Here is a 25,578-nt window from a genome sequence, read left to right as displayed (position 1 = left end):
TGCGTTGACGGGGGCGTTTCGGCTCTTTCACATGGCCGTCTCCCTGCCCCCGCCTAGGACAAACCGATGATGACGCCCGCCGCCGACGACGCCCTGCGCGAAGAAGTCCGACTGCTGGGCGGCATACTGGGCGACGTCATTCGTCAGGAGGGCGGCGAGGCCCTGTTCGAACACGTCGAGGCCGTGCGTCAGGCCTCGGTGGCCTATCACCGCGACCCGGCCTCGCATCCGGCCAAGCGGCTGGAAAAGCTGCTGACCACCATGTCGGTCGATCAGGCCGCCGGTCTGGCGCATGGCTTCGCCCTGTTCTCGCTTCTGGCCAATATCGCCGAGGACCGGGCCACCCGTCGTCGCGCCCAGGGCCAGGCCGTCGCCGGCGCCCGCCCCGACACGCCCGAAGGCGCCCTGCAGCGGCTGGCCGAGCAGAAGGTGGACAAGGCGGCGGTGCGCGCCCTGCTGGAAGAAGCCCTGGTCTCGCCGGTCCTGACGGCCCACCCGTCCGAGGTGCGGCGCAAGAGCGTCATCGACCGGATCGCCGCCATTTCCGACATGCTGGACGCCTGCGACAAGGCCGGAGACGCCTGTTCGCCGGCCCTGATCAACGAGCCGCTGCGCCGCCAGATCGTCATCCTGTGGGCCACGCGCCTGGTCCGCACCCAGGGGCTGGTGGTGCAGGACGAGATCGACACGGTCGTCTCCTTCCTGGATCGCATCTTCCTGCGCGTCGCGCCGAAACAGCTGTCGGCCTGGCGACGCCTGCTGGACGCCCCGGACCTCCAACCCTTCATGCGGGTCGGCACCTGGGTCGGCGGCGACCGGGACGGCAATCCGAACGTTGACGGGACGGTGCTGGCCGCCGCCTTCCGCACCCAGTCGCGCGCGGTGCTGGGCTATTATCTGGACGAGGTTCACGCCCTGGGCGCCGAGCTGAGCCTGGCGGCCGAACTGGCCGAGGTTTCGCCGGAGCTAGCGGCCCTGGCCGACGCCGCCCACGACCCCTCGCCCCAGCGCGCCGACGAGCCCTATCGTCGCGCCCTGACCGGGGTCTACGCGCGTCTGGCCGCCACCTATGAGGCGCGGGGCGGAACCCCGCCGCCGCGTCGCGCCGTCGTCGCGGCTGATCCCTATTCCGGCCCGGACGCTTTCGAGGCCGACCTCAGAATCCTGCACGACAGCCTGGTGAACCACCACGGCGGCGTGTTCGCCGACGACCGGCTGAACGACCTGGTCACGGCGGTCGAGATCTTCGGCTTCCATATGGCGACCCTGGACCTGCGCCAGAATTCCGATGTCCACGAGCGGGTCGTCGCCGATCTGCTGAAGACGGCCGGGGTTTGCGCCGACTATTCGGCTCTCGACGAGGAAGGGCGGCTGGCGGTGCTGGCGGCCGAACTGGCCTCGCCGCGCCAGTTGTTCAGCCCCTATGCCGATTATGCCGCCGAGACCCTGAAAGAGCGGGGCATTCTCCAGGCCGCCGCGGCCGCCCTGGCCGCCTTCGGCCCCCAGGCGATCCGCACCCACATCGTGTCCAAGACCGACGCGGCCTCGGACCTGCTGGAAGTCTATCTGCTGTTGAAGGAGGTCGGCCTCTATCGCCATGAGGATCCCGCCGCCTGCCCGATCCAGGCCGCCCCCCTGTTCGAAACCATCGAGGATCTGCGCGCCTCGCGGCCCACGCTGGAGCGTCTGCTGAAGGAGCCGTCCGCCCTGGCCGTGGCCAAGGCGCGCGGCGTGCAGGAGGTGATGATCGGCTATTCGGACTCCAACAAGGACGGCTCCTATCTGACGTCCGGCTGGGAGTTGCACGAGGCCTCGCGCGCCCTGGTCGAGGTGACGCAGTCCGCGGGTCTGAAGCTGCAGCTGTTCCACGGACGCGGCGGCACGGTCGGACGCGGCGGGGGCTCGTCCTTCGCCGGGGTGCTGGCCCAGCCGGAGGGCACGGTCCAGGGTCGGATCCGCACCACCGAACAGGGCGAGGTCATCGCCAACAAGTACGGCGAGCCCGAGATCGCCCTGCGCAATCTGGACGCCCTGACCTGCGGCGCGGTCCTGGCCTCGCTGGGCCAGGGCAAGGACCAGGTCTTCACCGCCGAACACGGCGCTACCCTATCGGACCTGTCGGCCCGGTCGATGGCCGCCTATCGCAAGCTGGTCTACGAGACCGACGGCTTCGTCGACTATTACCGCGCCGCCACCCCCATCGCCGAGATCGCCGACCTGAAGATCGGCTCGCGCCCGTCGTCGCGGACCGCCTCGACGCGGATCGAGGATCTGCGGGCCATTCCCTGGGTGTTCAGCTGGTCCCAGAGCCGGGTCATGCTGCCCGGCTGGTTCGGCTTCGGCTCGGCGGTCGAGGGGCAGGACATGGCCAGGCTGAAGTCCATGGCCGAGGCCTGGCCCTTCTTCCGCACCCTGGTGCAGAACATGGAAATGGTCATGGCCAAGTCGGACATGACCGTCGCCCGGCGCTACGCCACCCTGGTGACCGACGCCGCGCTGGCCGCCCGCATCTATGGCGAGATCCGCGACGAATGGCAGAGAACCCACGACGCCATCCTGGCCATCACCGGCCATGACAAGCTTCTTGGGGGCCAGCCGGAGCTGGATCGTCTGATCCGGCTGCGGATGCCCTATGTCGAGCCGTTGAACCATGTGCAGATCGAGCTGATCCGTCGGCGACGGGCGGGTGACGAGGATCCGCGGGTGCGCGAGGGAATCCTGCTCGCGATCAACGGGGTGGCCGCGGGGCTGCGCAACAGCGGCTGATTGCGGCCATTACCCTTAAGACGATTTAATCCGGCTGTCGCACATCGGCGCCGGAACCCTCATCGTGCTGTTACACAACACGCGTATTGCGCCCTCGTCGCCGTTTCGGGCGATTATCTTTCTCCTAGGAGCAAAGCGATGAAGGTTCTCTCCCCCGTTCTCTTCGCCGTCGCCGTCCTGTCCGTGTCTTCCGTTCCCGCCCTGGCCCAGGACAAGGCCTCGATCTCGTTCAGCGATCTGGACCTGTCCACCGCCGCCGGCGCCGCCGCCTTCGACGACCGTATCGACCAGGCCGCCGCCGACCTGTGCCGCAACTTCTCGGTCTCGGGCAGCCGGATCGTCCGCACCGAGGCCTGCCGCTCGGCCGTTCGCGCCGAGGCGATGCGCCAACTGCCGCGCTCGCGCCAGATCGACTATGCCCGCGCCCCGCGCGGCGCGCGTCAGATCGTCCAGGCCGTCGGCCTGTTCGCCGACAGCTGATGCTGCGGTCGGCGAAGGGCGTCCGCCCTTCGCCGACACGTCAGCCTATAGCCACTTCGTGCGTTTGAAGGTGATGTACAGCCCGACGCAGACGGCGACGATCAGGCCCATCACGGCCGCGTAGCCGTAACGCCAGTGCAGTTCAGGCATGAACTCGAAATTCATCCCGTAGATGCCGGCGATAGCCGTGGGCACGGCGAGAAGCGCCGCCCAGGACGCCAGCTTGCGGGTTATGACGCCTTGCCTCTGCTGCTCCAGCAGATTGGCGACCTCGAACACCGAGGCCAGGATTTCCGTCAGACCGTTCAACCGGCTGTTGACGCGCCGCACATGGTCGCCGATGTCGCGGAAATAGGGGCGGATGTCGGGGTCGATACACGGCAAATCCAGCGACTGGAGCTTGCCCGCCACCTCCTCCATCGGCCCCAGGATGCGCCGGAACTTCAGCAGTTCGCGGCGCAGGGTGAACAGTCGGCGGATTTCCGCGCGAGACAGGAAGGTGTCCAGCGCCCTCTGCTCCAGTTCAAGCACACTGTCCTCGGCCCCGTCGACGATCGGCACATAGGCGTCGGCGATAAAGTCCAGCACCCCGTGCAGGACGAAGTCCGGCCCGGCTCGCAGTTGGTCAGGCGCGGCCTCCAGCTGGGCGCGCAGGGCCGTGTGCGACCGATCCGAGCCGTGGCGGATCGTAATGACATGGTCGGTCCCGACGAAGACGTGGGTCTCGCCATAGCTGATATGGTCGTCCAGCTTTTCCGCCGTGCGCGCCACCACGAACAGCTCGCGGCCATAGACCTCGACCTTCGGCATCTGGTGGGCTGACAGGGCGTCCTCGACCGCCAGGGGGTGGAGGTGGAACCGCTTCACCAGAATGTCGAACTCGGCATCGGTCGGATCGTGCAGACCGATCCAGACGAACTCGCCCAGCTTCAGGGCCAGACCTTTGTGCGTCAGAGACGCCGCCCGCACGCGCTTGCCGTCCTTGTAGACGTAGGAGGCGACGACGGACATGGATTCTCCCGAAAACGGATGCGCTACTTACGCCTTAGGGCATGACAGCGCCTGACGAAATGCGCTCGAAGAACGCGTCGGCCTCGCGGCCGTCCAAGCGACGTTCATCTGTCCGAAATGTCATGACGCCGAATTATGACTCGGCCGTGTTTCCGCCGCGGAAGCTTCGCCGTTTGGCTGCGGTTCTGAGCCACCTTGCACTGCCCCAGCCGATAGAGGGGCGAGAAAAAGGGAAACAGGATCATGTTCAGGATTGCCTCTCTAACGACCGCCGCCATCCTGGCTGCGAGCGCCGCCTCCGCTTCAGACCTTCGCATCTCCTATGGGGATCTCGACCTGACCACCCGCGAAGGCGCGGCGCGGCTGGACACCCGCATTCGTCAACTGGCCAACCAGCTCTGCGACAACCGTACGCCCGTCCAGCGCCTGTCCTGCCGCGCAGGCGTGCGCGAGGAGGCCCTGTCGAACCTGCCGGCGCAGGCCCGAACCGAATACGCCCGGGGCAGCCGCTCGTTCGAGGCCTGAAACGCAGGACGCCGCCGGACCGATGTCCGACGGCGTCCCCGTTATCGGCTTTCGCTCTAAGCCCGCCCGATCAGGACACCGGGAAACCCCGGACCTTCAGCAGAGCCGCCACGTCCGGGTCGCGACCGCGGAAGGCGCGATAGGCTTCGGCCCGGTCGGTAGTGTTGCCCGGCGCCAGCATGATCGACTTGAACCGGCCCGCGATGTCCAGATTGAAGACGTCGCCCGACTCCTCGAAATAGGCCCAGGTGTCGGCGTCCATCGTCTCGGACCAGAGGTAGCTGTAGTAGCCGGCCGAATAGGCGTCGGACGTGAACAGGTGATTGAACTGCGGCAGGCGGTGCCGCATCACGATCTCCCTGGGCATGCCGATGCGCGCCAGGCTGGCCTTCTCGAAGGCGTCGATGTCGGTCGGCGGCGTGGTTTGCGTGTGCAGGTCCATGTCGACGATGGCGGACGACAGATAGCTGACCGTCGCATAGCCCTGGTTGAAGGTGGACGAGGCCTGGATCTTGTCGACCAGGGCCTGGGGCATGGCTTCGCCCGTCTGATAGTGTTTCAGATAGCCGTCTAGGATGGGCCGGCTCAGCACCCAGTGCTCGTGCACCTGCGACGGATATTCGACGAAGTCGCGCGGCGTATTGCCGAACGACGGATAGGTCACGTTCGCCGAGAAGTAGTGCAGGGTGTGGCCGAACTCGTGGAACAGGGTCTCGGCGTCGTCCAGCGAGATCAGCACCGGCTCGCCGGGCTCGGGCTTGGTGAAGTTGTTGTTGTTCGAGCCCAGGATCACCTTTGAGCCGTCGAGGGTCGAGAAGGACCGATAGGTGGTCATCCAGGCGCCCGAACGCTTGCCCGGACGGGCGTAGTCGTCGGTGTAATACAGGCCGATCAGCTTGCCGGTGGCCTTGTCGTGCAGCTCATAGACCTCGACGTCCGGCTCGAAGGTCGGCACCGAACCCTTGGGCAGTTTGGTGAATTTCAAGCCATAAAGACGCTCGGCCATGGCGAAGGAGCCGGCGCGGACGGCGTTCAGTTCGAAGTACGGCTTCAGCTGGTTCTGATCGAGGTCGTACTTGGCCTTGCGCACCTTCTCGGCGAAGTAGAGGTAGTCCCAGGGCTCGATGTCGAAGCCGGCGATCGCCTTCATGTCGGCGACCTCCTCGGCCACGCGGGCCTTGGCCGGCGCCCAGACGCGGTCCATCAGGCTCTGCGCATTGGCCGGGGTCTTGGCCATGGTGTCCTGCATGCGCAGTTCGGCATGGTTGCGATAGCCCAGCAGCTTGGCCCTCTGGTCGCGCAGCTTCACGATCTCGGCGATGGTCGCATTGGTGTCGTTGGCGTCGCCGTTGTCGCCGCGATTGACGAACTTCTTCCAGACCTGCTCGCGCAGGGCCCGGTCGTCGGCGAAGGTCAGGAAGGGATCGACCGACGAACGGGTGTTCAGGATGGCCCAGCCTTGTAGATTGCGGCCGCGCGCGGCCGAGGCGGCGGCGGCCTTGTTCGAGGCGGGCAGGCCGGCCAGACCGGCTTCGTTCGGGATCAGGGTCCAGGCGTTCTCGTCGGCGACGACCTTCTGGCCGAAGCGGGTGAAGGCGTTGGACAGGGCGGTGTTGATCCGGCCCAGCTCGGCCTTGCCGGCCGCGTCCAGATTGGCGCCCGAACGGATGAAGGCGTCGCGGCGACGCTCGGCCAGACGCTTCTGCTGGGCGCTCAGGCCCATGGCGTCGGCGTTGTCCGCGATGGTCTTGACGCGCTGGAACAGGGCGGCGTTGAAGGTGATCTCGTCCGAGGCGGCGGACAGGATGGGCGACAGTTCGGTGTCGACGGCGTCATAGGCTTCGCCGCCGATGTTGGAGGTCATGACGCCATACAGGTTGGACGCCCGGTCCAGCGGCTCGCCGGCCAGTTCCAGCGCCGCCATGGTGTTGGCGAAGGTCGGGGCTTCCGGATTGTTGGCGATGGCGGCGATGTCGGCGCGTTGCAGCTCGATGCCTTCCAGCATGGCCTCGCGCAGCTTGGCCGGGGTCACCTTGTCGAACGGCGGCAGGCCGTCATAGGACCCGGTCCAGGGCTGCAGCAGTTCGGCCCGGGGCGTCACGGCCGGCAGGACGGCGCGGGCGATGCGGGCCTCTTCGGCCAGATCCATGGCGGGCGGCGCGACGGAAGCGGCGCCGGATCCGGTCGAGGCGCAGGCCGAGAGGGCCATCAGGCTGCCGCCCGCGATGAGAAGCTGGCGTCTGTGCATGGAATGCTCCGTGGAAAAATCATGTCGGGGCTACACTTAGGCGCGCCAGGGCGGATCGTCACCTGCGCGGGGCGTTAAAGGCCCGTAATCTTGTTGGATCGATCGTCGCACTGTTCTAAAGCGCGGTCATGGCTATTGGCGTTTTCGACTCCGGCGTGGGCGGCCTGACCGTCCATCGCGAACTGACCCGGCGCTTTCCGCAGCGCGACTTCGTCTATCTGGCCGACCAGGCCCACGCGCCCTATGGCGGGCGGGGCGGCGAAGACATCGTCGAACTGACCAAGACGGGGTGCGAGCGGTTGTTCGACGCGGGCGCCTCGGTCGTGGTCCTGGCCTGCAATACCGCCAGCGCCATCGCCCTGCGCCGCCTGCAGCAGACCTGGATCCCCGGCCTGCGCCAGCGGTTGGGCCGTCCGGTCAATGTGCTGGGCATCATCGTGCCCACCATCGAGGCCGCCACCGGCAAGCCCTGGAGCTTCGAGGCGGAGCGACCCCAAGAGGGCGAGAAGGTCGAGGCCATCGACATCACCGGCGTCTTCTGCACCGCCGCCACCGCCATCAGCCGCGTGTTCGAGATCGAGATCGACAAGCGGCGCGAGGACATCGCCGTCTTTTCCGAGCCCTGTCCCGGCCTGGCCGGCCTGATCGAACTGGGCGCCCCGCGCGAGGAGCTGAAGGTGGTGGTGGACGACCATGTCGACGCCCTGCGCCGCCGCGTCGGCCGCCATCCGGACAAGGCCATTCTGGGCTGCACCCATTACGAGATCATCGCCGAACTGTTCGCCTCGGCCCTGCCGGCGGGGACGGTGCTGATCAACCAGCCGGCGGCCGTGGCCGATGCGCTGGAGCGCTATTTCGCGCGGCACCCCGAGTATGAGCTGGGCGATAGCGGCCGCCGCGACTTCCTGACGACGGGCCAGGCCGGTCCGCAGTCAGAAATGGTGTCGCAGTTCTGGGGCGCGCCGCTGGCGTTCGCGCGGGCGTAGGGCAGTCCGCCGCCGACGCGCGGCGCCCTCTTCAACACCCCGGACAATCCGGCAGGGCCTCGTTTTCCAGCTGAAGCGTCGTGTGGCGGATCGAATGGCGTTTCGCCACGGCCTGGGCCTCCATCAGCAAGGCCGCACCATCCGCGCGGTCATGAACCAGGTGGGCCGTCAGGGCGGTCTCGGTGGTGGACAGGCCCCAGACGTGCAGGTCATGGACTTCGCGAACCCCGTCCAGCCCCGCAAGCGCCCGCTCCAGCCCGATCATGTCCACGTCGCCGGGCGCGCCGTCCATGGCCAGGTTGACCGAATCCTTCAGCAGCCCCCAGGTCGACCACAGGATCACGGCGACGATGACCAGGCTGACGATCGGATCCACCAGGGACCAGCCGGTCAGCATGATCAGCCCGCCCGCCGCCACCACCCCCAGCGACACCCCGGCGTCGGCCATCATGTGCAGATAGGCGCCGCGGGCGTTCAGGTCGTGCTGGGACTTCATGAACAGCAGGGCCGTGCCCAGATTGATGACGAAGCCGATGGCCGCCACCGTCATGATGACGCCCGAGCCGACCGGCGCAGGTTCGGCGAAGCGGCGCACGGCCTCGAAGGCGATGGCCCCGCAGGCGAAGATCAGCAGCAGGGCGTTGGCCAGGGCCGCCAGCACAGTGGCCTTGCCGAAGCCGTAGGTCCGCCGACCACCGGCCGCCCCATGGGCTCCACGCCGCGCCAGCCAGGCCGCGCCGCCCGCCATGGCCAGGCCAAGCACATCCGACAGATTATGCCCGGCGTCGGCCATCAGGGCGGTGGAATCCGCGATCAGGCCCGCGCCGAACTCGCAGACGACGAAGGCCAGATTGACCACCAGGCCGACGGCGTAGCGCCAGTCGCCGGTGTCCACCGGCCCGTGAGCGTGGCCGTGTCCGTGGTGATGCCCATGGCCATGGTGATGATGGCCATGCGCATGACCATGATCATGGTCGTGATCATGGTCGTGATCGGCGTGATCGGCGTGATCGTGTCCGTGCGAGGCGCTCATGTGTCCGCCTATACGCCATTTCCGCAAACGGCCAAGCTGGTACATGATAACGCATTGAATGTTATCATGTAATACTCGTCAATGCTGATGCAGGGCGACCATCAGACCCAGGGCGATCAGGGCCGCCCCCAGCACCGCGCCCTCGTATCGCGCCCAGCGCTCCAGCCGCAGGATGGAGGCCCCCGCGCTCGCCAGGGCGGTGAACACCGCCATGCCGGCGATGGTGCCGACCGCGAAGACCAGGGTCAGCAGGACCAAGGCGGCGAAGCCTTCCGAGGCCGAGGACAGATAGATAGGCAACAGCACCTCGCCCGGCGACACCGCCATCATGGCCACCAGGCCCAGGAAGGCCGCCTTGTTGGAGACGGCAGGGGCGGCGGCGGCAATTTGCGGCCCGCCGGCCGTCACCGGACGCAGCAGGGTCGCCCGCGCCAGGTAGAAGGCGCCGAACAGGAACAGCAGCACCGCCGCGAGATGGGGCAGAAGCCCCTCGACCCACTGGTCCAGGGCCAGGCCCGCCGCCACGATCAGGCCGCCGACCACCGCCGTCGTCGCGATATGGGCCAGGCCCGCCACCGTCACCGCCAGCAGCACCCGCGACGCCCGCCAGCCCTGGGCCCGCCCCACAAGTGTGAAGGGCAGCCAGTGGGTCGGCAGGGCCGCGTGCAGGAAGGCCGCGACGAAGCCGCCCCCGAGCAGGGACAGCAGCACGGACGGTTCGGAGACGGGCGACATGGCGGCCCTATAGCTCGTTACTTTATAACAGTCGAGGCCAATTCAGCGTTAAAGCCAGTCGGCGAAGGGCTCCCGGTCCAGCATGTCCTCATAGGTGGGACGCGGCCGGATGACGGCCCATTGGTCGCCGTCCACCAGAACCTCGGGCACCAGGGGTCGGCTGTTGTATTCGCTGGACATCACCGCCCCATAGGCGCCGGCCCCAGTGAAGACGACCAGATCCTCGGCTTCCAGCGGCGCCAGGTCGCGATCCCTCGCGAAGGTGTCGCCGGTCTCGCAAACCGGACCGACCACATCATGGGCGCGGGCGGCGCCGGGGCGCGGATTGACCGGCTTGATGTCGTGAAAGGCGTCGTACAGGGCGGGCCGCATCAGGTCGTTCATTGCCGCGTCCAGCACCAGGAAGCGTCGCCCGTCCGAGCGTTCGTTGACCTGGATCACCTGGCTGAGCAGCACCCCGGCGTTGGCGGCCAGCAGACGGCCGGGCTCGAAGGCGGCTTCGACGTCTAGGCCAGTCAGCACCCGCGCGGCCATAGCGACATAGTCGGCCGGCGACGGGGGTTCGACCCCGCCCGAATAGGGCACGCCCAGGCCGCCGCCCAGGTCCAGACGCGTCACCGCATGACCCTGGGCCCGCAGGTCGCGGGTCATCTGGGCCAGAACCGTGAAGGCGGCCTCCAGCGGGGCCAGGTCGGTGATCTGGCTGCCGATATGGCAGGCCAGGCCCACAGGCGTGACATGGGGCGAGGCCGAGGCGCGGGCGTAAAGCCCCATGGCCTCCTCGACCGGCACGCCGAACTTGTCGCCCTTGCCGCCGGTGGTGATCTTGGCGTGGCCGCCGGCCCCCACATTGGGATTGACCCGAACGGCCACGGCCGGCGACGCCTGCATCAGGGCCGCGACCGCGATCAGCCGATCCAGCTCGGCGCCGGATTCGATATTGATCTGGCGCACGCCCACGCTGATGGCGAAGACCATCTCCACATCCGTCTTGCCGACGCCGGAGAAGATGATCCGGTCGGCGGGAATCCCCGCCGCCAGGGCGCGACGAATCTCGCCCTCGGACACGGTGTCGGCGCCCGAGCCCAACTTGGCCAGGGTCGCCAGCACCGACAGGTTGGAGTTGGCCTTGACCGCAAAGGCGATCAGGGCCTCGCCCAGGGCCTCACGATGCGCATCGGCGGCGGCGCGCAGCAGGCCGTAGTGTCGCTTCAGCGTCGCGGTGGAATAGACATAGACGGGCGTCCCCACCTCGTCGGCGATGATTTCCAGCGGCACGCCCTCGGCATGGAGGGCACCGTCCTTCAGGTCGAAATGGTGCAAGGCGGCCTAGCGGGGGTCGTTCTGGGCGGCGCCGGCGCCGATCGGGTTGTTGGGACCGCCGTCGATCGGCACGCTGCTGGACGGGCGGTTGATGGTCGCCGGCTCGGGCAGGCCGGGGGCGCGGCTGCTGCGGGTGGCCCGCTCGGTCTCGCGCACCGGCGATTCCAGATCGGCCATACGGCCGCAGCCGGCGGCCGACAGGGCGAGCAGGCCCGCGAGGATCAGGGTCTTCTTCATAGGCGGGCTCTCCAGTCGGCGATGCGCGCGCGGACCTGTTCCGGCGCGGTGCCGCCATAGCTCTGACGGCTCTGGCACGAAGCCTCGGCGGTCAGCACCTTGTAAACCGCTTCCGTGATCCCCGGCTCGAGTTTCTGCATTTCTTCCAAAGGCAGTTGCGACAGGTCCACGCCCATCGCCTCGGCCTGTTTCACCGCCGCCCCCGTGACGTGGTGCGCCTTGCGGAAGGGCAGGTTCAGTTCGCGCACCAGCCAGTCGGCCAAGTCGGTCGCAGTCGAGAAGCCGGCGCCGGCCGCGGCCGCCATCCGTTCGGTATTGGGCCGCAGGGCCGACACCATGGCGGTCATGGCGACCAGGGCCAGATCCAGGGCGTCAAACGCCTCGAACACCGGCGGTTTGTCTTCCTGCATATCCTTGGAATAGGCCAGGGGCAGGCCCTTCATCACGGTCGACAGGGCGACCAGCGAGCCCAGGATCCGACCGGTCTTGGCCCGGACCAGTTCGGCCGCATCGGGATTGCGCTTCTGCGGCATGATCGACGACCCCGTCGTCAGGTCGTCGGGCAGGCTGGCGAAGCCGAACATCGGCGTCATCCAGACCACGATCTCTTCAGCTAAACGCGACAGGTGGCCGGCCGTGATCGAGGCGGCGGCCAGGCTTTCCAAGGCGAAGTCGCGGTCCGACACGGCGTCCAGCGAGTTCGCCATCGGCCGGTCGAAGCCCAGTTCGGCCGCCGTCATGTGGCGGTCGATGGGGAAGGGCGAACCGGCGAGCGCCGCTGCGCCCAGCGGGCTCTCGTTCATCCGCGTCCGGGCGTCGGCGAACCGGCCGGCGTCGCGGCCGAACATCTCGACATAGGCCATCAGATGGTGGCCCAGGGTCACGGGCTGGGCCGTCTGCAAATGGGTGAAGCCGGGCATCAGGTCGGCGGCGTGCTGCTCGGCCCGGTCCAGCAGGGCGGCCTGCAAGGCCTTGAGCTGGGCGATGGTGCGGTCGGCGGCGTCGCGGACCCACAGGCGGAAATCGACCGCCACCTGGTCATTGCGGCTGCGCGCCGTGTGCAGCCGGCCCGAGGGTTCGCCGATCAGTTCCGACAGCCGGGCCTCCACATTCATGTGGATGTCCTCGAACTGGTCGCGGAAGGGGAAGGTCCCGCCGACGATCTCGGCCTCGATAGCGTCCAGCCCGCCCAGAATGGCCTCGGCGTCCGCCGCCTGGATCACGCCCTGCTTGGCCAGCATCCGGCAATGGGCGCGCGATCCGGCCAGATCCTGACGCCACAGACGCTGGTCCACGCCGATGGAGACGTTGATCGCCTGCATGATCTCGGCGGGGCGCGACGAAAAGCGACCGCCCCACATGTCTTGACCTGCGGGCTTTGCCGGGGCCTTAGAAACATTGGCTTGGGCGGTATCGGAGGCGGCGTCTGTCATGAGTGGCTCGAGAAAGGCGATCTGGGCGGTCGTCGGCGCGCTCGTGCTGTTCAGCACGCTCGCCGGCGCCGGCGGCTTGGCGATGTCGCTATACGCCAATCATAGGCAGAAGGCGCAACCCCAGACGACGCCCGTCGCAAAAAGCGATCTGGCCCGGTTCGCCGTCGGGCCGCTGGCGTCGCTGGAGACGCCGACCGATCTGAAGACCGCGCCCGAATACATGTTCCGCGACCGCAACGGCACGGCCGTGCGGTTCTCGACCTTCGAGGGCAAGGTGGTGGTGGTCAATCTGTGGGCCATGTGGTGCGCCCCGTGCCGCACCGAGATGCCGACCCTGGCGGCCCTGGCCAGGCATTATCAGACCAACGAGGACCTGATTGTCCTGCCGATCAATGTCGACGCCTCGGCCGACGCCCTGGCCGACGCCAAGAGTTTCATCGACGTCCATGAGCCGCTGCCGCTGTACAGCGACATCAAATTCCAGCTGCCGTTCGAGTTTCCGGGCAAGGGCAAGATGCCCCAGACCATCTTCCTGGATCGCGAAGGCCGGATCCGCGCCACCTTCTCGGGCGAGGCCGACTGGAACAGCCCCGAGGCCCACGCCTTGATCGACGCCCTGCTGGCGGAAGGCGCGCCTTCCGCCGGGACGACGCCTGCCGCCTGATCGGGGGTTCAGTTTTCGGCCGGCACGCGCCGGCCGGTGTTCGGATTGACGGCGCCGGGTTTGCCCTCTGCTGCGGCTTCGGCCTGGTTTTCCTCCAGCTCGTCGGCGACATTGCCGGCGCCGGTTTCGACAGCCTGAGCGGCCTTCATGGCGCCGGATTCGATGACCTCCCCCGCTCGGGCCGCAGCCTCCGCGGTGCTGTCGGCGGCGGCCTCGGCGCGCGCCTCAGTGTTTTCCTGCTCGGTCTCGGTGCAGGCGGCGGCGCCCAGTGACAGAACGGCGGCGGCGGCCAGCAGGGCCTTCGTACGGATGGTCATGGGGTTTCTCCGGGTCGAGGTTGTCCGCCGCAGAACGCAGTAAGGCCAAGCCGGTTGCGCGAACACGGATACTTCCCGGCTTGGAGGGTCATCGGCCGTTGGTCGCCAAGACGACAGCGGTGAGCAGGAGCGGCACGGCGATCACCAGCATCACCGCGCTCGCTCCATCCAAATCCAGAATGTGTCGCAGCAAAAACGACCCACAGAGGCATGCCATGCCCACAAGATTGACGGCGACGCTCAGCTTTACAGGCTTCATCATTTCTCCCTCGTTGAATGCGCACACTGTGTCGCGGCGCGGCCCTTCAGGAACTGACAATGCCCCCTGTACGCGAACCACCGCAACCTCAGCCGCACCAAGGGGTTCGGGCAGCGCTCATCTCGGTCGAGCTGCGAGCGACATGATTTCAAGGGAGTGGTGACTGGAGGCGGGATCGAACCGCCGACCTGTGGGTTATGAATCCACCGCTCTAACCATCTGAGCTACCCAGTCGCATCCCGTCTCCGGGCGTCCGCGAGGCCGGTGGCCAGCGCGAAAGAGGCGTGCCTATATCGCCGTCGGGCGCGCGGTTCAAGTCGTCTCGACGCAGATCGTGCGGCGATGCGGCGCATGACAGGGTTTCGCGGGAAGGCTAACCCTGAGGCTTCTGTTCAGACGGAACGTCCAGACCCGACCGGAGTCACCCCCATGCGCCTGATCATCCTCGCCGCCTCGACCTCCCTGCTCGTCCTCGCCGCAGCCTGCGGCGCCAGCGGCGAGAGCGCCCCGGCCTCGGGCCATGCGGGGGGGCAAACAGGAGGTCAGGCGGGCGCGCCGCTGGAGACCCGGCCGGCCAACAACCCCGATCAAAAGCCCGCCTTCGCCGGACAGACCCGCGCCCCAGGCGTGAAGACCGAACAGGCGCTGAGCCACAGCGTCGTGGCCTCGGGCCTGTCGCACCCGTGGGGACTGGCCCTGACGCCCGACGGGCGCTGGCTGGTGACGGAGAAGCCCGGCCGACTGCGGATCATCACGGCCCAGGGCCAGATCGGCGAACCGGTTCAAGGCCTGCCGCGCGTCGACGCGCGCGGCCAGGGCGGCCTGCTGGACGTCGTCGTCAGCCCCGGCTTCGCCCAGGACCGCTTGATCTACTGGAGCTATTCGGAGCCCCGTGAGGGCGGCAACGCCACCTCGGTCGCGCGGGGCCGCCTGTCCGACGACGGGGCGCGGGTGGAGAATGTCCAGGTCATCTTCCGCGCCCTGCCCGTCTATGACGGCGACAAGCATTTCGGCTCGGCCCTGGCCTTCGCACCGGACGGCAAGCTGTTCATCACCTTGGGCGAACGCTCCGACCGGCCGATGCGGCCCCAGGCCCAGGATCTGGGCTCGCACATGGGCAAGACCATCCGCATCAACGCCGACGGCTCGGTTCCCTCCGACAATCCCTTCGTCGGCCGCGCCGGCGCCCTGCCCGAGGTCTGGAGCCTGGGCCATCGCAACGCCCAAGGGATCGCCGTCCAGCCCGGCACGGGCGCCATCTGGACCATCGAACACGGCACGCGCGGCGGCGACGAGGTCAATCTGGACAAGCCGGGTCTGAACTACGGCTGGCCCGACGCGGCCTATGGCGTCGAATATGCGGGCGGTCAGATCAACAACGGGGCCACCCAAGCGCAGGGTACGGAACAGCCGGTCTATTACTGGGACCCGGTCATCGCGCCGGGCGGAGCGACCTTCTATCAAGGCGCCATGTTCCCCGGTTGGGACGGTAATCTGTTGGTCGCCGGTCTGAGGGAGAAACACATCGCCCGACTGGTGATCGAAAACGACCGCGTCGTCGGCGAGGAGCGGCTGCTGACCGACCTGGGCGAGCGGATCCGCGACGTGGCCGTGGGACCAGACGGCGCCGTCTGGGCCATTACCGATGAAACGGACGGCAAGCTGGTCAGGCTGGCGGTCGCGCAGTAATCTGCGGCCACGCCGGGGGGCAGGATCGGAACGTTTCGCGTTTCGAGAACAGGAGACATCATGCGCGCCGTCCTCGTTTCCCTTCTGATGACCGCCCCCCTGCTGACCGCCTGCGCCTCCACCGGCCAGAAGAACAGCTACAAGGCCGACATGGATCGGCTTGAAGCCAGCTGCACCGAGCGAGGCGGCATTCTGACGCCAACCGGTCTGCAGAGCGGCCGGCCCGAGACTGAATACGCCTGCCGCATTACCGGCGGCGCCAGCCGCATTCGTTCGAACTGACGACCGGCCGAGCCGGCCCGAGCCGCGTCACCGTGTCGGTCGCGGCCGGCTCCCCGCACGCCTTCGTGTCTGGCGCGGTCGCCGACCTGCCCCCCATTTCGTCTCAGCGGCCCTGTCGCCGCAGCCGTTCACGCGGCTTATTACTTGACGTTGACGTAAACGTAGGGTTCTTGACGTCCGAGCTTAGACCCGTCCTTCCCCCAGGTCGCGAGACGCCCGCCCAGCCGGCGGACCTTGAGCGCCGGGATCAAAAATGGAGACACACGCCCATGGCTGACGCCTATATCTACGACGCCGTCCGCACCCCGCGCGGCAAGGGCAAGAAGGACGGCTCGCTGCACGAGATCACCGGCCTCAGCCTGGCCACCCAGGTTCTGGAGGCCCTCCGCGACCGCAACGACCTGGATACGTCCAAGGTCGACGACGTCATCCTGGGCTGCGTCACCCCCGTGGGCGAACTCGGCGCCGACATCGCCCGCACGGCGGTGCTCTCGGCCGGCTGGTCGCAATATACGGCGGGCGTTCAGGTCAACCGCTTCTGCGCCTCGGGCCTGGAAGCCGTGAACATGGCCACCGCCAAGGTGAAGTCCGGCGAAGCCGACTTCGCCGTCGGCGGCGGAGTCGAGGTCATGAGCCGCGTGCCCATGGGCTCGGACATGGGCGCCTGGCCCACGGACCCGTCGTCGGCCTTCCCGACCTATTTCGTGCCGCAAGGCGTGTCGGCCGACATGATCGCCACCAAATACGGCTTCAGCCGCGACGACGTGGACGCCTATTCGGTCGAAAGCCACAAGCGCGCCGCCCAGGCTTGGGCCGAGGGCCGATTCAAGAAGTCGGTCATCGGCGTCAAGGACCAGCTGGGCCTGACCATCCTGGACCGCGACGAGACCATTCGTCCGAACACGGACATGCAGACCCTGGGCGGCCTGAACCCCTCCTTCGCCATGATGGGCGAGATGGCCTTCGACAGCGTGATCAACCAGCGCTACCCCGAGGTCGAGCGGGTCAACCACGTCCATACCCCCGGCAACTCGTCCGGCATCGTCGATGGTTCGGCCGGCGTGCTGATCGGCTCGCTGGAGGCCGGCCAGGCCCTGGGCCTGAAGCCGCGCGCCAAGATCCTGGGCGGCGCCTCGATCGGCTCGGAGCCGTCGATCATGCTGACCGGCCCTGAATATGTGACCCGCAAACTGCTGGGCAAGCTGGGCATGACGCCCGACGACATCGACGTGTGGGAGCTGAACGAGGCCTTCGCCGCCGTCGTGCTTCGCTACATGCAGGCCCTGAACATCGACCACGCCAAGATGAATGTGAACGGCGGCGGCATCTCGATGGGCCACCCCCTGGGCGCCACCGGCGCCATGATCACCGGGATCGCCCTGGACGAGTTGGAACGCTCGAACAAGTCGACGGCCCTGATCACCCTGTGCATCGGCGGCGGCATGGGCACCGCCACCGTCATCGAACGCGTCTGATCCGGAGCGAATGACTATGGAAAACTTCAAGATCGACATCGACGCCGACGGCATCGCCGTCATCGCCTTCGACGTCCCCGGCCGTTCGATGAACACCCTGACCAGCGCGGTCATGGCCGAGATCCCGGAACTGGTCGAACGGATCAAGACCGACGACGCCATCAAGGGCTCCGTCATCACCTCGGGCAAGGCGTCCGGCTTCTGTGCCGGCGCGGACCTGGGCGACATGGCCGGCGGCGTGCTGTCGGGCGGCGGCGACCTGCAAAAGGCGTTCGACGCCGGCTGGAAGCTGAACGGCGCCTTCCGCGCGCTGGAAACCTGCGGCAAGCCGGTGGCGGCGGCGATCAACGGCTTGGCCCTGGGCGGCGGGCTGGAGTTCACCCTGGCCTGCCATTATCGCGTGGTCGAGAACGACAACAAGATCCAACTGGGCCTGCCCGAGATCAAGGTCGGCCTCTTCCCCGGCGGCGGCGGCACCCAGCGCCTGACCCGTCTGGTCGGCGTGCAGAACGCCATGATGGCGATGAGCGAAGGCAAGTCCTTCCGTCCCAATGACGCCAAGGGCGCCGGCATCGTCCATGAAGTCGTCGAAAAGGGTCAGGCCGTCGAGGCCGCCAAGGCCTGGATCAAGAACGGCGGCAAGGCCGTCCAGCCCTGGGACGACAAGTCGTTCAAACTGCCCGGCGGCGGCCCCTATCACCCGGCCGGCATCCAGAACTTCATGGTCGGCAACGCCATGCTGCGCAAACAGTCCTACGGCAACTATCCCGCCGTGCTGAACCTGATGAAGGCCGTCTACGAGGGTACGCAGGTGCCGATGGACGCGGCCCTGCGGATCGAGACCCGCTATTTCATCAAGACCCTGATGACGCCGCAGGCCCAGGCCATGATCCGCAGCCTGTTCCTGTCCAAGCAGGAGCTGGACAAGGGCGCCGTGCGTCCCGCCGGCGTGCCCAAGTCCGATCCGAAGAAGGTCTCGGTCCTGGGCGCCGGCATGATGGGCGCAGGCATCGCCTATGTTCAGGTCATGGCCGGTATCGAAACCGTGCTGATCGACCAGACCCAGGAAGCCGCCGACAAGGGCAAGGCCCATGTCGAGGAGCTGCTGAAGAAGCGTCTGTCGCGCGGTCAGATGACGCAAGACAAGTATGACGCCACCCTGGCCCTGGTCACCGCGACGACCGACTATGACCACATCAAGGGGTCGGACCTGGTGGTCGAGGCCGTGTTCGAAAGCCGCGAGATCAAGGCCGACGTCACCAAGCGCGCTGAGGCCCAGCTGGTCGAGGGCGCCGTCTTCGGCTCCAACACCTCGACCCTGCCGATCACCGGCCTGGCCGAGGCCTCGGTTCGTCCCGAGGACTTCATCGGCATCCACTTCTTCTCGCCCGTCGACAAGATGATGCTGGTCGAGATCATCCTGGGCGAGAAGACGGGTCAGGCCGCCATCGCCAAGGCGCTGGACTATGTGCTGAAGATCAAGAAGACGCCGATCGTCGTCAACGATTCCAGAGGCTTCTACACCTCGCGCTGCTTCTCCACCTTCCTGATGGAAGGCATGGCGATGCTGGAGGAGGGTTACGGCCCGGCCCTGATCGACAATGTCGGTCGCATGACCGGCATGCCGCGCGGCCCGCTGGAGATGCACGACGACGTCGCCCTGGACCTGTCCTACAAGATCGCCAAACAGACCAAGGCCGACCTCGGCGACAAATACGTCGCTAACGAGGGCGAACAGATCGTCGCCACCATGGTCGAGGGCGGACGCTTCGGCCGCAAGAACGGCAAGGGCTTCTACGACTATGACAGCAAGCCCAAGACGCTTTGGGCTGGCCTGCGCGAACTGGCGCCGACCACCAAGGGCATCGACAAGCCCGAGGAGGCCACCGCCTTCGCCCAGATCGATGAGCTGAAGACCCGCCTGCTGTATCGCCAGGCCGTCGAGGTCGCCCGCTGCTGGGCCGAGGGCGTCATCGACGACCCGCGTGAAGCCGACCTGGGCGCCATCCTGGGCTGGGGCTTCGCGCCCTGGACCGGCGGCCCGATCAGCATGATCGACGGCATCGGCCTGGCCCAGTTCGTCGAGACGGCGGACCGCCTGGCCGTCGCCTATGGCGACCGGTTCAAGGTTCCGGACCTGCTGCGCGACATGGCCGCCAAGAACGAGACCTTCTACGGCAAGTTCGCGCCGGAGAAGGCCGCCGCCTGATCGGTCGCGGACATCTTTGAGCTACGGAACGGGCGGCCTTCGGGTCGCCCGTTTTGGTTTGGATTCCTCGTTTCCGCTCATCCCGGCGAAAGCCGGGACCCAGTTCTGTCGCTCGGCAGTGCGTTGGATCGCAACACGGATTCCGGGGGCGAGACAGATCGCCCAAAGTCCTGGGTCCCGGCTTTCGCCGAGATGAGCGGTTGTGTGTGGAACCTGGCCTCAAGCAGCGCGAACGCGCGATAGGCCGAGCAAAAAAGACCCGCCCGACACGAGGTCGGACGGGTCGCTCCGCCGCCCCTCGCGGGGTCGGTGGCGGGTCGCTTGGGGCGACGGAGTGTCTGTGAAAGGCGAAGCGGTCGGCCGCGACGGGGCAGACGCCCGCCTGGCCGACCGCCTTGGCGTCAGCCTTCCAGGTCTTGGCCTTCGTCCGGCTCGGGCGTGCCCAGCAGTTCGTCGGCGATCTTGCTGGTCGAGGCGCGCACCGCCTTTTCGATCGAGGCCGCGATGTCGGGGTTCTGTTTCAGGAATTCGCGCACATTCTCGCGGCCTTGGCCGATCCGGGTCGAGTCATAGCTGAACCAGCTGCCCGACTTCTCGATCACCCCGGCCTTGACGCCCAGGTCGATGATTTCGCCCAGTTTGGAGATGCCCTCGCCGTACATGATGTCGAAGATGACCTCGCGGAACGGCGGGGCGACCTTGTTCTTGACCACCTTGACCCGGGTGGTGTTGCCGACCACCTCGTCTCGGTTCTTGATCGCGCCGGTGCGGCGGATGTCCAGGCGCACCGAGGCGTAGAATTTCAGCGCATTGCCGCCCGTCGTCGTCTCGGGCGAGCCGTACATGACGCCGATCTTGTGACGGATCTGGTTGATGAACAGGACGATACAGTTCGACTTGGAGATGGACGCCGTCAGCTTGCGCAGCGCCTGGCTCATCAGACGCGCCTGAAGGCCCGGCAGGCTGTCGCCCATCTCGCCCTCGATCTCGGCGCGCGGCGTCAGGGCGGCGACGGAGTCGACGACCACGATATCCACGGCGCCGGAGCGCACCAGGGTGTCGACGATCTCGAGCGCCTGTTCGCCGGTGTCCGGCTGGGACACCAGCAGGTCATCCAGATTGACGCCCAGCTTTTGGGCATATCCCGGGTCCAGCGCGTGTTCGGCGTCGACGAAGGCGGCGACGCCGCCCGCCTTCTGAACCTCGGCCACCGTATGCAGGGCCAGGGTGGTCTTGCCCGAGGATTCAGGACCAAAGACCTCGATCACCCGTCCGCGCGGCAGGCCGCCGATACCCAGCGCCATATCCAGGCCCAGGGATCCGGTGGACACCGAGGGGATCACGTCGGCGACCCCGCCCTTGCCCAGTTTCATCACCGAACCCTTGCCGAAGGCGCGATCGATCTGAGCGATCGCCGCCTCCAGGGCCCGTTGCTTGTCGCCGTCTTCCTTGCCCACCAGTTTCAAAGCCGCCTGTGCCATTGCCTTCGTCTCCCTTGCCATGATTCCCGTCAGAAGCTTGGGAGAGACCCGCCATGGACCCGCCCCCGTTTGTGAGACCGACTATGTGCACGGTTTGTTCTGGTTCACAAGATGTTCTCATCCGGAACAGATGAGAACATCCAAGCCTACGTCCGATTTTGACGCATCAGGGAACGGCCACATCGACCGCCGACGGCGGCTCGGCGTGTCGGGCCGCCATGGACAGGCCGCAGCCGAGGATCAGCGCAGCGGCCGCCAAACCCGCGAGGGTATTGACCGCAGGGCTGGCCGCCCCGGTCGCGTCCAGCCTGGCGGGCGCCAAGGGGCGGGCCAGGGCCAGGATCAGCAGGGCGATAAGGCCCAGCGCCCCCGGCTGGTCCAGGCCGACGCCCAGAAAGACGAAATGGCCCAGCCCCGCCAGCCAGCCGCCGACGATCAAAGTGGTCACAGCCGCCGGCGCCAGAGCCGCCCACCGCTCCAGCCGGGCGCCGATCACCGCCGCCAGAGCCGCCGCGAAGGCCGCCGCCAGCCCGATCCAGACGAACAGCAGGGCCGCCTCGGGCGCAAAGGCTTGGACCAGAACCCCCAGGATCAGCACCAGGACGATTGCGCCCAGCCATCCGCCCCAGACCGTCTCGTCCTCGCCGTCGGGCCACAGGCTCAGCGCCGCTGCGATGCCCGCCGCGGCCAGGACCATAGGGTTGAAGCCGCCCATGACCGTGGCCAGCACGGCCGCCGCCGTGGTCACGCCTGCCAGCAACCGGCGTCCGATCAGGGCTCGGCCCGCCATCAAGGCCAGCATCGCCCCCAGCACGGCCAGGCCCGCCCCCGCCTCCATCCAAGGCAGGCGACGCAGCATCATGTAGTAGATCTCTGACGAGTCGATCCGATCGCCTACCGGTCCGGCCAGAACCCGCGCCGCCTGGGCGACGACGACGCCCGCGCTCAGCAGCCAAAGACCGCCGGTGAAGCCCTTCACCCCCTGGCGCCAAGTCAGGCCCGTGGCGTGGCGCGCGCCCCAGGCCGCGAAGCCGGTCAGCACAAAGCCTAGCCCCAGCAGCCCCCAGCCCGCGTCCGGTCCATGCCGCAGCACCCCCAGGCCGAAGACATCGGCATAGACGGCGTTCCGCGTCGCCTGAGGCAGGACCGGCGCCCGCAACAGAGCGTCGGCGGTCTCCAACGCCTGGGCGCCGATATGCTGCACACTGCCCTGATCCAGGGCGTCCGGGGTCGAGCTGGGCGAATGGTACTGGGCCGGGCGGCCGATGAAGGCCAGATTGACCCCCGGCAAATCCCGGTCGGCGGCGATGGTGAAATCAGTGTCGTTCGACATCAGCCGATAGACGAAGACGGCTAGAGCATTGCTGGAAGGCCCGCCCTGGGCCCGGCGCGCAGCGCGGGCGTACAGGTCGATGGTCTGGGCGTTGCCGGGACCGGTCTGGAACATCAGGGCGCGGCCGCCGCCGCCCCTCGCCTCCAGGTTCACCACCGCCCCGACCCGGTGACGCAGCGGATGTTCGCTGAAGAAGGCCCGCGCCCCGTCCAGGTTCAGTTCCTCCCCATCGGTCAGCAGGATGATCAAGCCCCGCTCGGCTGGCCCGCGCGCCTTGATCGCCCGCACCGCCTCCAGCACGGCGGCCACGCCGCTGGCGTCGTCGGCCGCGCCCGGCGAACCCGGCACGCTGTCGTAATGGGCCATCAGCACCACCAGCGGCAGGCTGGGGTTCCGACCCGGCAGGACGCCGACCAGATTGACCACCGACAGGCCCTCGACCGTCTCGCCCCGATCCTCGATCCGCAGCACCGCTGCGGGCGACAGGACGCCGGCCTGAAGCGCCGGCGACAGGCCCAGCTGCGTCATTCGGCCGTACAGATAGGCCTGGACCAGGGCGTGATCGGTCGAACCGACCGGGCGGGGCGAGCGCGCCATGACCCGCACATCCGCCATGGCTCGTTCCGCCGAGAAATCCGCAGCAGGGGCGCTCGCCGGCGCGGGCCGGGGCGTCTGAGTCGTGATCGCGGCCAGGCCCAGCGCCGCCGCCAGGGCCGTCAACAACAAGGCCAGCCGCATTAGATGCATCCCCCGAGGCGTCATCTCGCCAATAGGGCCGAGGCTGCGCCGTTTCGCAAGTGCGTGATGTCAGGGCCGGGTGTGGTTCCGCTCGACCCGGTTGCCGGTCGCCCCGTCGCCGTCGTCGACGCTGGACCCGAAGGAGTAGCCCGCATCATCGCCGCAATAGGACCGGTTCCCTTCGCGCGCGCCGACCACCACCGTGCGGGGCCGCAGCCAGCTCGCGCCGGCGAAGATATTGTCCGTAATCTGATTATAGGACGGCGTCTGGTGCCGGATCACCCCGTCCTCGCCGCAGTTGCGGTACAGGAAGACCCCGCCCCGGCCGCCCAGGGCGAAGCGGTTGCCGAGGATGCGATTGGCGCCCGATCCGTCCACGGCGATCTGCTCGCGCCCCGTGCGAATGGCGAAGTCGTTGTCCTGGATCACAGCCCCGGCGCTCTCGGCGTCCAGATAGACGGCGACGGACTCCGACCGGCCCGAGAAGCGCGACCGGACCACCGTGGTCCGCGTCACGCCCGGCCCGACATAGAGGGGGATGGTCCCCACGCCCTCGAACCGCACCCGCTCCAGCACGACGTCCGACGGCGCCGCCGCCTGGACCGCCTGGGTATGGCCGGGCGTGCGCGACGAGGCCAGAAGATCGCGCATCGATCCGCCCGCCCCCATGCCCCAGATCCGGACATTGCCGACGACGGTGCAGTGTCGCAGATAGACCTGAACCGGACGGCTCCAGCCCTCGCCGTCGCGCCGCGACCAGATCGCCACTGTGGGCGCCCGCGTCGTCGCCTTGCCCACCGGCCGGATGACGCCGCCGCCGCAATCGATCCCGGCGCCCGAGGCTTCCCCGCCTTCGATCAGTACGCGGCGCTGCACCGTGACGCCGGCCAGTTCGGCACGGCAGGTCAGGCGATAGGCCTGGTCTGACGGGCTCGTCAGTTCGCGAATCTCCGCCGCCGTACAAGGCCGCGCGGCGGGCGCATCGGCCTGAAGCAGGGCCAGCAGGATCAGAGCCGCCGCCATCTCAGGGCAGGGGAATCGCCAGGGCCGCGCGTTCCGCCGCACAGCCCGGGTTGGTCCGCCCGGTCGCGCGTGCGGCCTCGATCTCGGCGCGCGCGGCGGCGACTTCGGCCTCGAAGGCGGGGCTTGCGGCGATCTCGGCCACCACCGCCCGCCCAAGGGCCTCGCCCGCTGTCACGTCGCTGGGATAGTCGATGGCGCAGACCAGACGGCTGACGCCGATCTCATGGCCGATCCGGCGCACCGCTTCAGCCCGGTCCGGCGCGACGCGGGCCAAGGCCTCGGCATAGGCGGTTCCCACAGTCGCGCCGATGGACGGATAGGCCGAACTGCGTCGCGCCTCGGGGGGCAGGGCCTGGCAGGCGCGGCGGGCGGGATCCTCGGCGACCGGTCGAGCGCGCAGGCCCTGCGCACGCGCCAGGGTCGCCGCCGCCTGGGCGTCATGAAAGGCCCGCGCCGCCATCCGATCCAGAACCGGCGTCTCGGCCGATCCCAGCCGCACACCGAGGGCGCAGTCGAAATGCTGCAGGGCCAGCGGCGGTCTCAGTTCGGCATGGGCGGTGGCCATCAGCCAGCGGTCTGAATCTTCGAGCGCTGCGAACCGCGCGGAGACCGCGCGATCAGCCAGATCCCGAACCGAGCCGGCGACAGGCGCGGGGAGCGCCGTCCGGGCCAGCCGTTCCAGCTCGCCGGCCGTCAGATAGCCTTGGTCGACAGAGATAAAGATCGGAGAGGGCGAAGGCCGCGCGGCCGGGGCGCACGCAGACGCCACGGAGAGAATCAAGGTCGCCGCGCCCAGGGCGGCGACCGGCTTCACTGGCCCGCGCTCCAGCTCAGTTGCACCGAGGTTTCGCCCCCTTCGCCTGGCGCGGCCACCACGTGAAGATTGGTCGCCCCCGCCTGGCCGCCGGCGGCGCCATAGGCGCGGGCGTCGCCCTGGTCCATGCCCATGACCGAGGTCAGGCCGGCCTCCTCAGCGCGAGCCCGATAGAAGCCCACCACCTCGTCAGGCGAGGCGGCGGTCGTGAAGGTCACCAGCCCCCCTTGCCCGTCCGGACCGTCCGCCGTCGTAGCAGGTTGATCCAGGGCGGCGCCGGGGTAGAGGGCCGCATAGGCGGGGGCGCCCGGCGCCGCAGGAACCAGGCCGGCCGATTCAGACGGCGTCGGCGCCTCGGCCGCAGCGGCAACCGATTCGGGCGCCTCGACCGGCGCGACGGCGGCGACCTGATCCGGCGTCTGTTCGGCGTTCGACCGGTCGTCGCAACCCGCAAGGCAAAGGCAAACTAAGGCGGCCGAGGCCGCCGTACGGCGTATCATCGGGGAATCGTCCCTTG

Annotated in this window: 24 protein-coding genes and 1 tRNA gene; 10 read left to right on the top strand and 15 right to left on the bottom strand. The window is 68.1% G+C overall.

Features of this window, described 5'->3' with window-relative positions; all coding sequences use genetic code 11:
• Positions 1-66 precede the first annotated feature (66 nt).
• Complete coding sequence (ppc, locus tag ACW170_RS06535; protein WP_492088847.1) at positions 67-2,766, top strand: phosphoenolpyruvate carboxylase; 2,700 nt, start codon at positions 67-69, stop codon at positions 2,764-2,766.
• A gap of 138 nt (positions 2,767-2,904) precedes the next feature.
• Positions 2,905-3,246 (top strand): UrcA family protein, encoded by a 342-nt coding sequence (locus tag ACW170_RS06530; RefSeq protein ID WP_492088846.1) that lies wholly within the window; start codon positions 2,905-2,907, stop codon positions 3,244-3,246.
• A gap of 45 nt (positions 3,247-3,291) precedes the next feature.
• On the opposite strand, the gene ACW170_RS06525 is transcribed toward ACW170_RS06530, so the two are convergent.
• Complete coding sequence (locus ACW170_RS06525; protein ID WP_492088845.1) at positions 3,292-4,257, bottom strand: magnesium and cobalt transport protein CorA; 966 nt, start codon at positions 4,255-4,257, stop codon at positions 3,292-3,294.
• 243 nt (positions 4,258-4,500) lie between these two features.
• Here ACW170_RS06525 and ACW170_RS06520 point away from each other — a divergent pair, with 243 nt between their 5' ends.
• A complete protein-coding gene (locus tag ACW170_RS06520; RefSeq protein WP_492088844.1) occupies positions 4,501-4,782 on the top strand; it encodes a UrcA family protein in 282 nt (93 codons plus the stop codon).
• A gap of 70 nt (positions 4,783-4,852) precedes the next feature.
• Here ACW170_RS06520 and ACW170_RS06515 read toward each other — a convergent pair whose 3' ends face one another.
• Positions 4,853-7,030: a M3 family metallopeptidase gene (locus ACW170_RS06515; RefSeq protein WP_492088843.1), complete on the bottom strand. Its 2,178-nt coding sequence runs from the start codon at positions 7,028-7,030 to the stop codon at positions 4,853-4,855.
• A 128-nt stretch (positions 7,031-7,158) separates the two neighbouring features.
• On the opposite strand from ACW170_RS06515, the gene ACW170_RS06510 reads away from it, so the two are divergent.
• On the top strand, positions 7,159-8,016 hold the full coding sequence (locus tag ACW170_RS06510) for a glutamate racemase (protein ID WP_492088842.1): 858 nt from the start codon (positions 7,159-7,161) through the stop codon (positions 8,014-8,016).
• 31 nt (positions 8,017-8,047) lie between these two features.
• Here the strand turns inward: ACW170_RS06510 and ACW170_RS06505 are convergent, their stop codons facing one another.
• Positions 8,048-8,911: a cation diffusion facilitator family transporter gene (locus tag ACW170_RS06505; RefSeq protein ID WP_492088841.1), complete on the bottom strand. Its 864-nt coding sequence runs from the start codon at positions 8,909-8,911 to the stop codon at positions 8,048-8,050.
• Positions 8,912-8,923: 12 nt separating this feature from the next.
• Between ACW170_RS06505 and ACW170_RS06500 the strand changes: the two genes are divergently transcribed.
• Entirely contained in the window at positions 8,924-9,121 is a 198-nt protein-coding gene (locus ACW170_RS06500) for a hypothetical protein (RefSeq protein ID WP_492088840.1), read from the top strand.
• A 6-nt stretch (positions 9,122-9,127) separates the two neighbouring features.
• On the opposite strand, the gene ACW170_RS06495 is transcribed toward ACW170_RS06500, so the two are convergent.
• From ACW170_RS06495 to argH, 4 genes are read right to left on the bottom strand one after another with little or no spacing between them, the layout of a single operon-like run.
• Positions 9,128-9,784, bottom strand: coding sequence for a hypothetical protein (locus tag ACW170_RS06495; RefSeq protein ID WP_492088839.1), 657 nt, complete (start codon positions 9,782-9,784; stop codon positions 9,128-9,130).
• A 48-nt stretch (positions 9,785-9,832) separates the two neighbouring features.
• On the bottom strand, positions 9,833-11,107 hold the full coding sequence (lysA, locus tag ACW170_RS06490; RefSeq protein WP_492088838.1) for a diaminopimelate decarboxylase: 1,275 nt from the start codon (positions 11,105-11,107) through the stop codon (positions 9,833-9,835).
• 6 nt (positions 11,108-11,113) lie between these two features.
• Positions 11,114-11,344 carry a hypothetical protein gene (locus ACW170_RS06485; RefSeq protein ID WP_492088837.1) on the bottom strand — a complete coding sequence of 77 codons (231 nt, stop codon included), beginning with the start codon at positions 11,342-11,344 and terminating at the stop codon, positions 11,114-11,116.
• Positions 11,341-12,705: an argininosuccinate lyase gene (argH, locus tag ACW170_RS06480; RefSeq protein ID WP_492089142.1), complete on the bottom strand. Its 1,365-nt coding sequence runs from the start codon at positions 12,703-12,705 to the stop codon at positions 11,341-11,343. Before argH ends, ACW170_RS06485 begins: the two co-directional genes overlap by 4 nt.
• A gap of 70 nt (positions 12,706-12,775) precedes the next feature.
• On the opposite strand from argH, the gene ACW170_RS06475 reads away from it, so the two are divergent.
• Positions 12,776-13,441: a redoxin domain-containing protein gene (locus ACW170_RS06475; protein WP_492088836.1), complete on the top strand. Its 666-nt coding sequence runs from the start codon at positions 12,776-12,778 to the stop codon at positions 13,439-13,441.
• A gap of 8 nt (positions 13,442-13,449) precedes the next feature.
• On the opposite strand, the gene ACW170_RS06470 is transcribed toward ACW170_RS06475, so the two are convergent.
• The 3 genes from ACW170_RS06470 to ACW170_RS06460 form a co-directional block, all read right to left on the bottom strand.
• On the bottom strand, positions 13,450-13,758 hold the full coding sequence (locus tag ACW170_RS06470) for a hypothetical protein (RefSeq protein WP_492088835.1): 309 nt from the start codon (positions 13,756-13,758) through the stop codon (positions 13,450-13,452).
• Between the two features lie 88 nt (positions 13,759-13,846).
• Positions 13,847-14,020, bottom strand: a complete 174-nt coding sequence (locus tag ACW170_RS06465; protein WP_492088834.1) for a hypothetical protein — start codon at positions 14,018-14,020, stop codon at positions 13,847-13,849.
• A gap of 154 nt (positions 14,021-14,174) precedes the next feature.
• A tRNA-Met gene (locus ACW170_RS06460) sits at positions 14,175-14,251 on the bottom strand.
• Positions 14,252-14,446: 195 nt separating this feature from the next.
• Between ACW170_RS06460 and ACW170_RS06455 the strand changes: the two genes are divergently transcribed.
• The 4 genes from ACW170_RS06455 to ACW170_RS06440 all read left to right on the top strand — a co-directional run bounded on the left by ACW170_RS06455 (position 14,447) and on the right by ACW170_RS06440 (position 19,672).
• Positions 14,447-15,706, top strand: a complete 1,260-nt coding sequence (locus ACW170_RS06455; RefSeq protein ID WP_492088833.1) for a PQQ-dependent sugar dehydrogenase — start codon at positions 14,447-14,449, stop codon at positions 15,704-15,706.
• Positions 15,707-15,766: 60 nt separating this feature from the next.
• Positions 15,767-15,988, top strand: a complete 222-nt coding sequence (locus tag ACW170_RS06450; RefSeq protein ID WP_492088832.1) for a hypothetical protein — start codon at positions 15,767-15,769, stop codon at positions 15,986-15,988.
• Positions 15,989-16,257: 269 nt separating this feature from the next.
• Positions 16,258-17,463: an acetyl-CoA C-acetyltransferase gene (locus ACW170_RS06445; protein ID WP_492088831.1), complete on the top strand. Its 1,206-nt coding sequence runs from the start codon at positions 16,258-16,260 to the stop codon at positions 17,461-17,463.
• 16 nt (positions 17,464-17,479) lie between these two features.
• A complete protein-coding gene (locus ACW170_RS06440; protein ID WP_492089141.1) occupies positions 17,480-19,672 on the top strand; it encodes a 3-hydroxyacyl-CoA dehydrogenase NAD-binding domain-containing protein in 2,193 nt (730 codons plus the stop codon).
• Positions 19,673-20,073: 401 nt separating this feature from the next.
• Here the strand turns inward: ACW170_RS06440 and recA are convergent, their stop codons facing one another.
• From recA to ACW170_RS06415, 5 genes are all read right to left on the bottom strand, one after another.
• On the bottom strand, positions 20,074-21,153 hold the full coding sequence (gene recA / locus ACW170_RS06435) for a recombinase RecA (RefSeq protein ID WP_492088830.1): 1,080 nt from the start codon (positions 21,151-21,153) through the stop codon (positions 20,074-20,076).
• Between the two features lie 166 nt (positions 21,154-21,319).
• Positions 21,320-23,224 (bottom strand): M20/M25/M40 family metallo-hydrolase, encoded by a 1,905-nt coding sequence (locus ACW170_RS06430; protein ID WP_492088829.1) that lies wholly within the window; start codon positions 23,222-23,224, stop codon positions 21,320-21,322.
• A gap of 69 nt (positions 23,225-23,293) precedes the next feature.
• The gene (locus ACW170_RS06425) at positions 23,294-24,247 is read right to left on the bottom strand and encodes a right-handed parallel beta-helix repeat-containing protein (RefSeq protein ID WP_492088828.1); all 954 of its coding nucleotides are present in this window, start codon (positions 24,245-24,247) and stop codon (positions 23,294-23,296) included.
• A gap of 1 nt (position 24,248) precedes the next feature.
• On the bottom strand, positions 24,249-25,061 hold the full coding sequence (locus tag ACW170_RS06420; RefSeq protein WP_492088827.1) for a phosphatase PAP2 family protein: 813 nt from the start codon (positions 25,059-25,061) through the stop codon (positions 24,249-24,251).
• A complete protein-coding gene (locus ACW170_RS06415) occupies positions 25,058-25,561 on the bottom strand; it encodes a hypothetical protein (RefSeq protein ID WP_492088826.1) in 504 nt (167 codons plus the stop codon). Before ACW170_RS06415 ends, ACW170_RS06420 begins: the two co-directional genes overlap by 4 nt.
• Positions 25,562-25,578 lie beyond the last annotated feature (17 nt).

Source organism: Brevundimonas sp. FV2ps16 (genome assembly GCF_058681075.1).
This window is presented reverse-complemented; position numbering and strand designations above follow the sequence as displayed.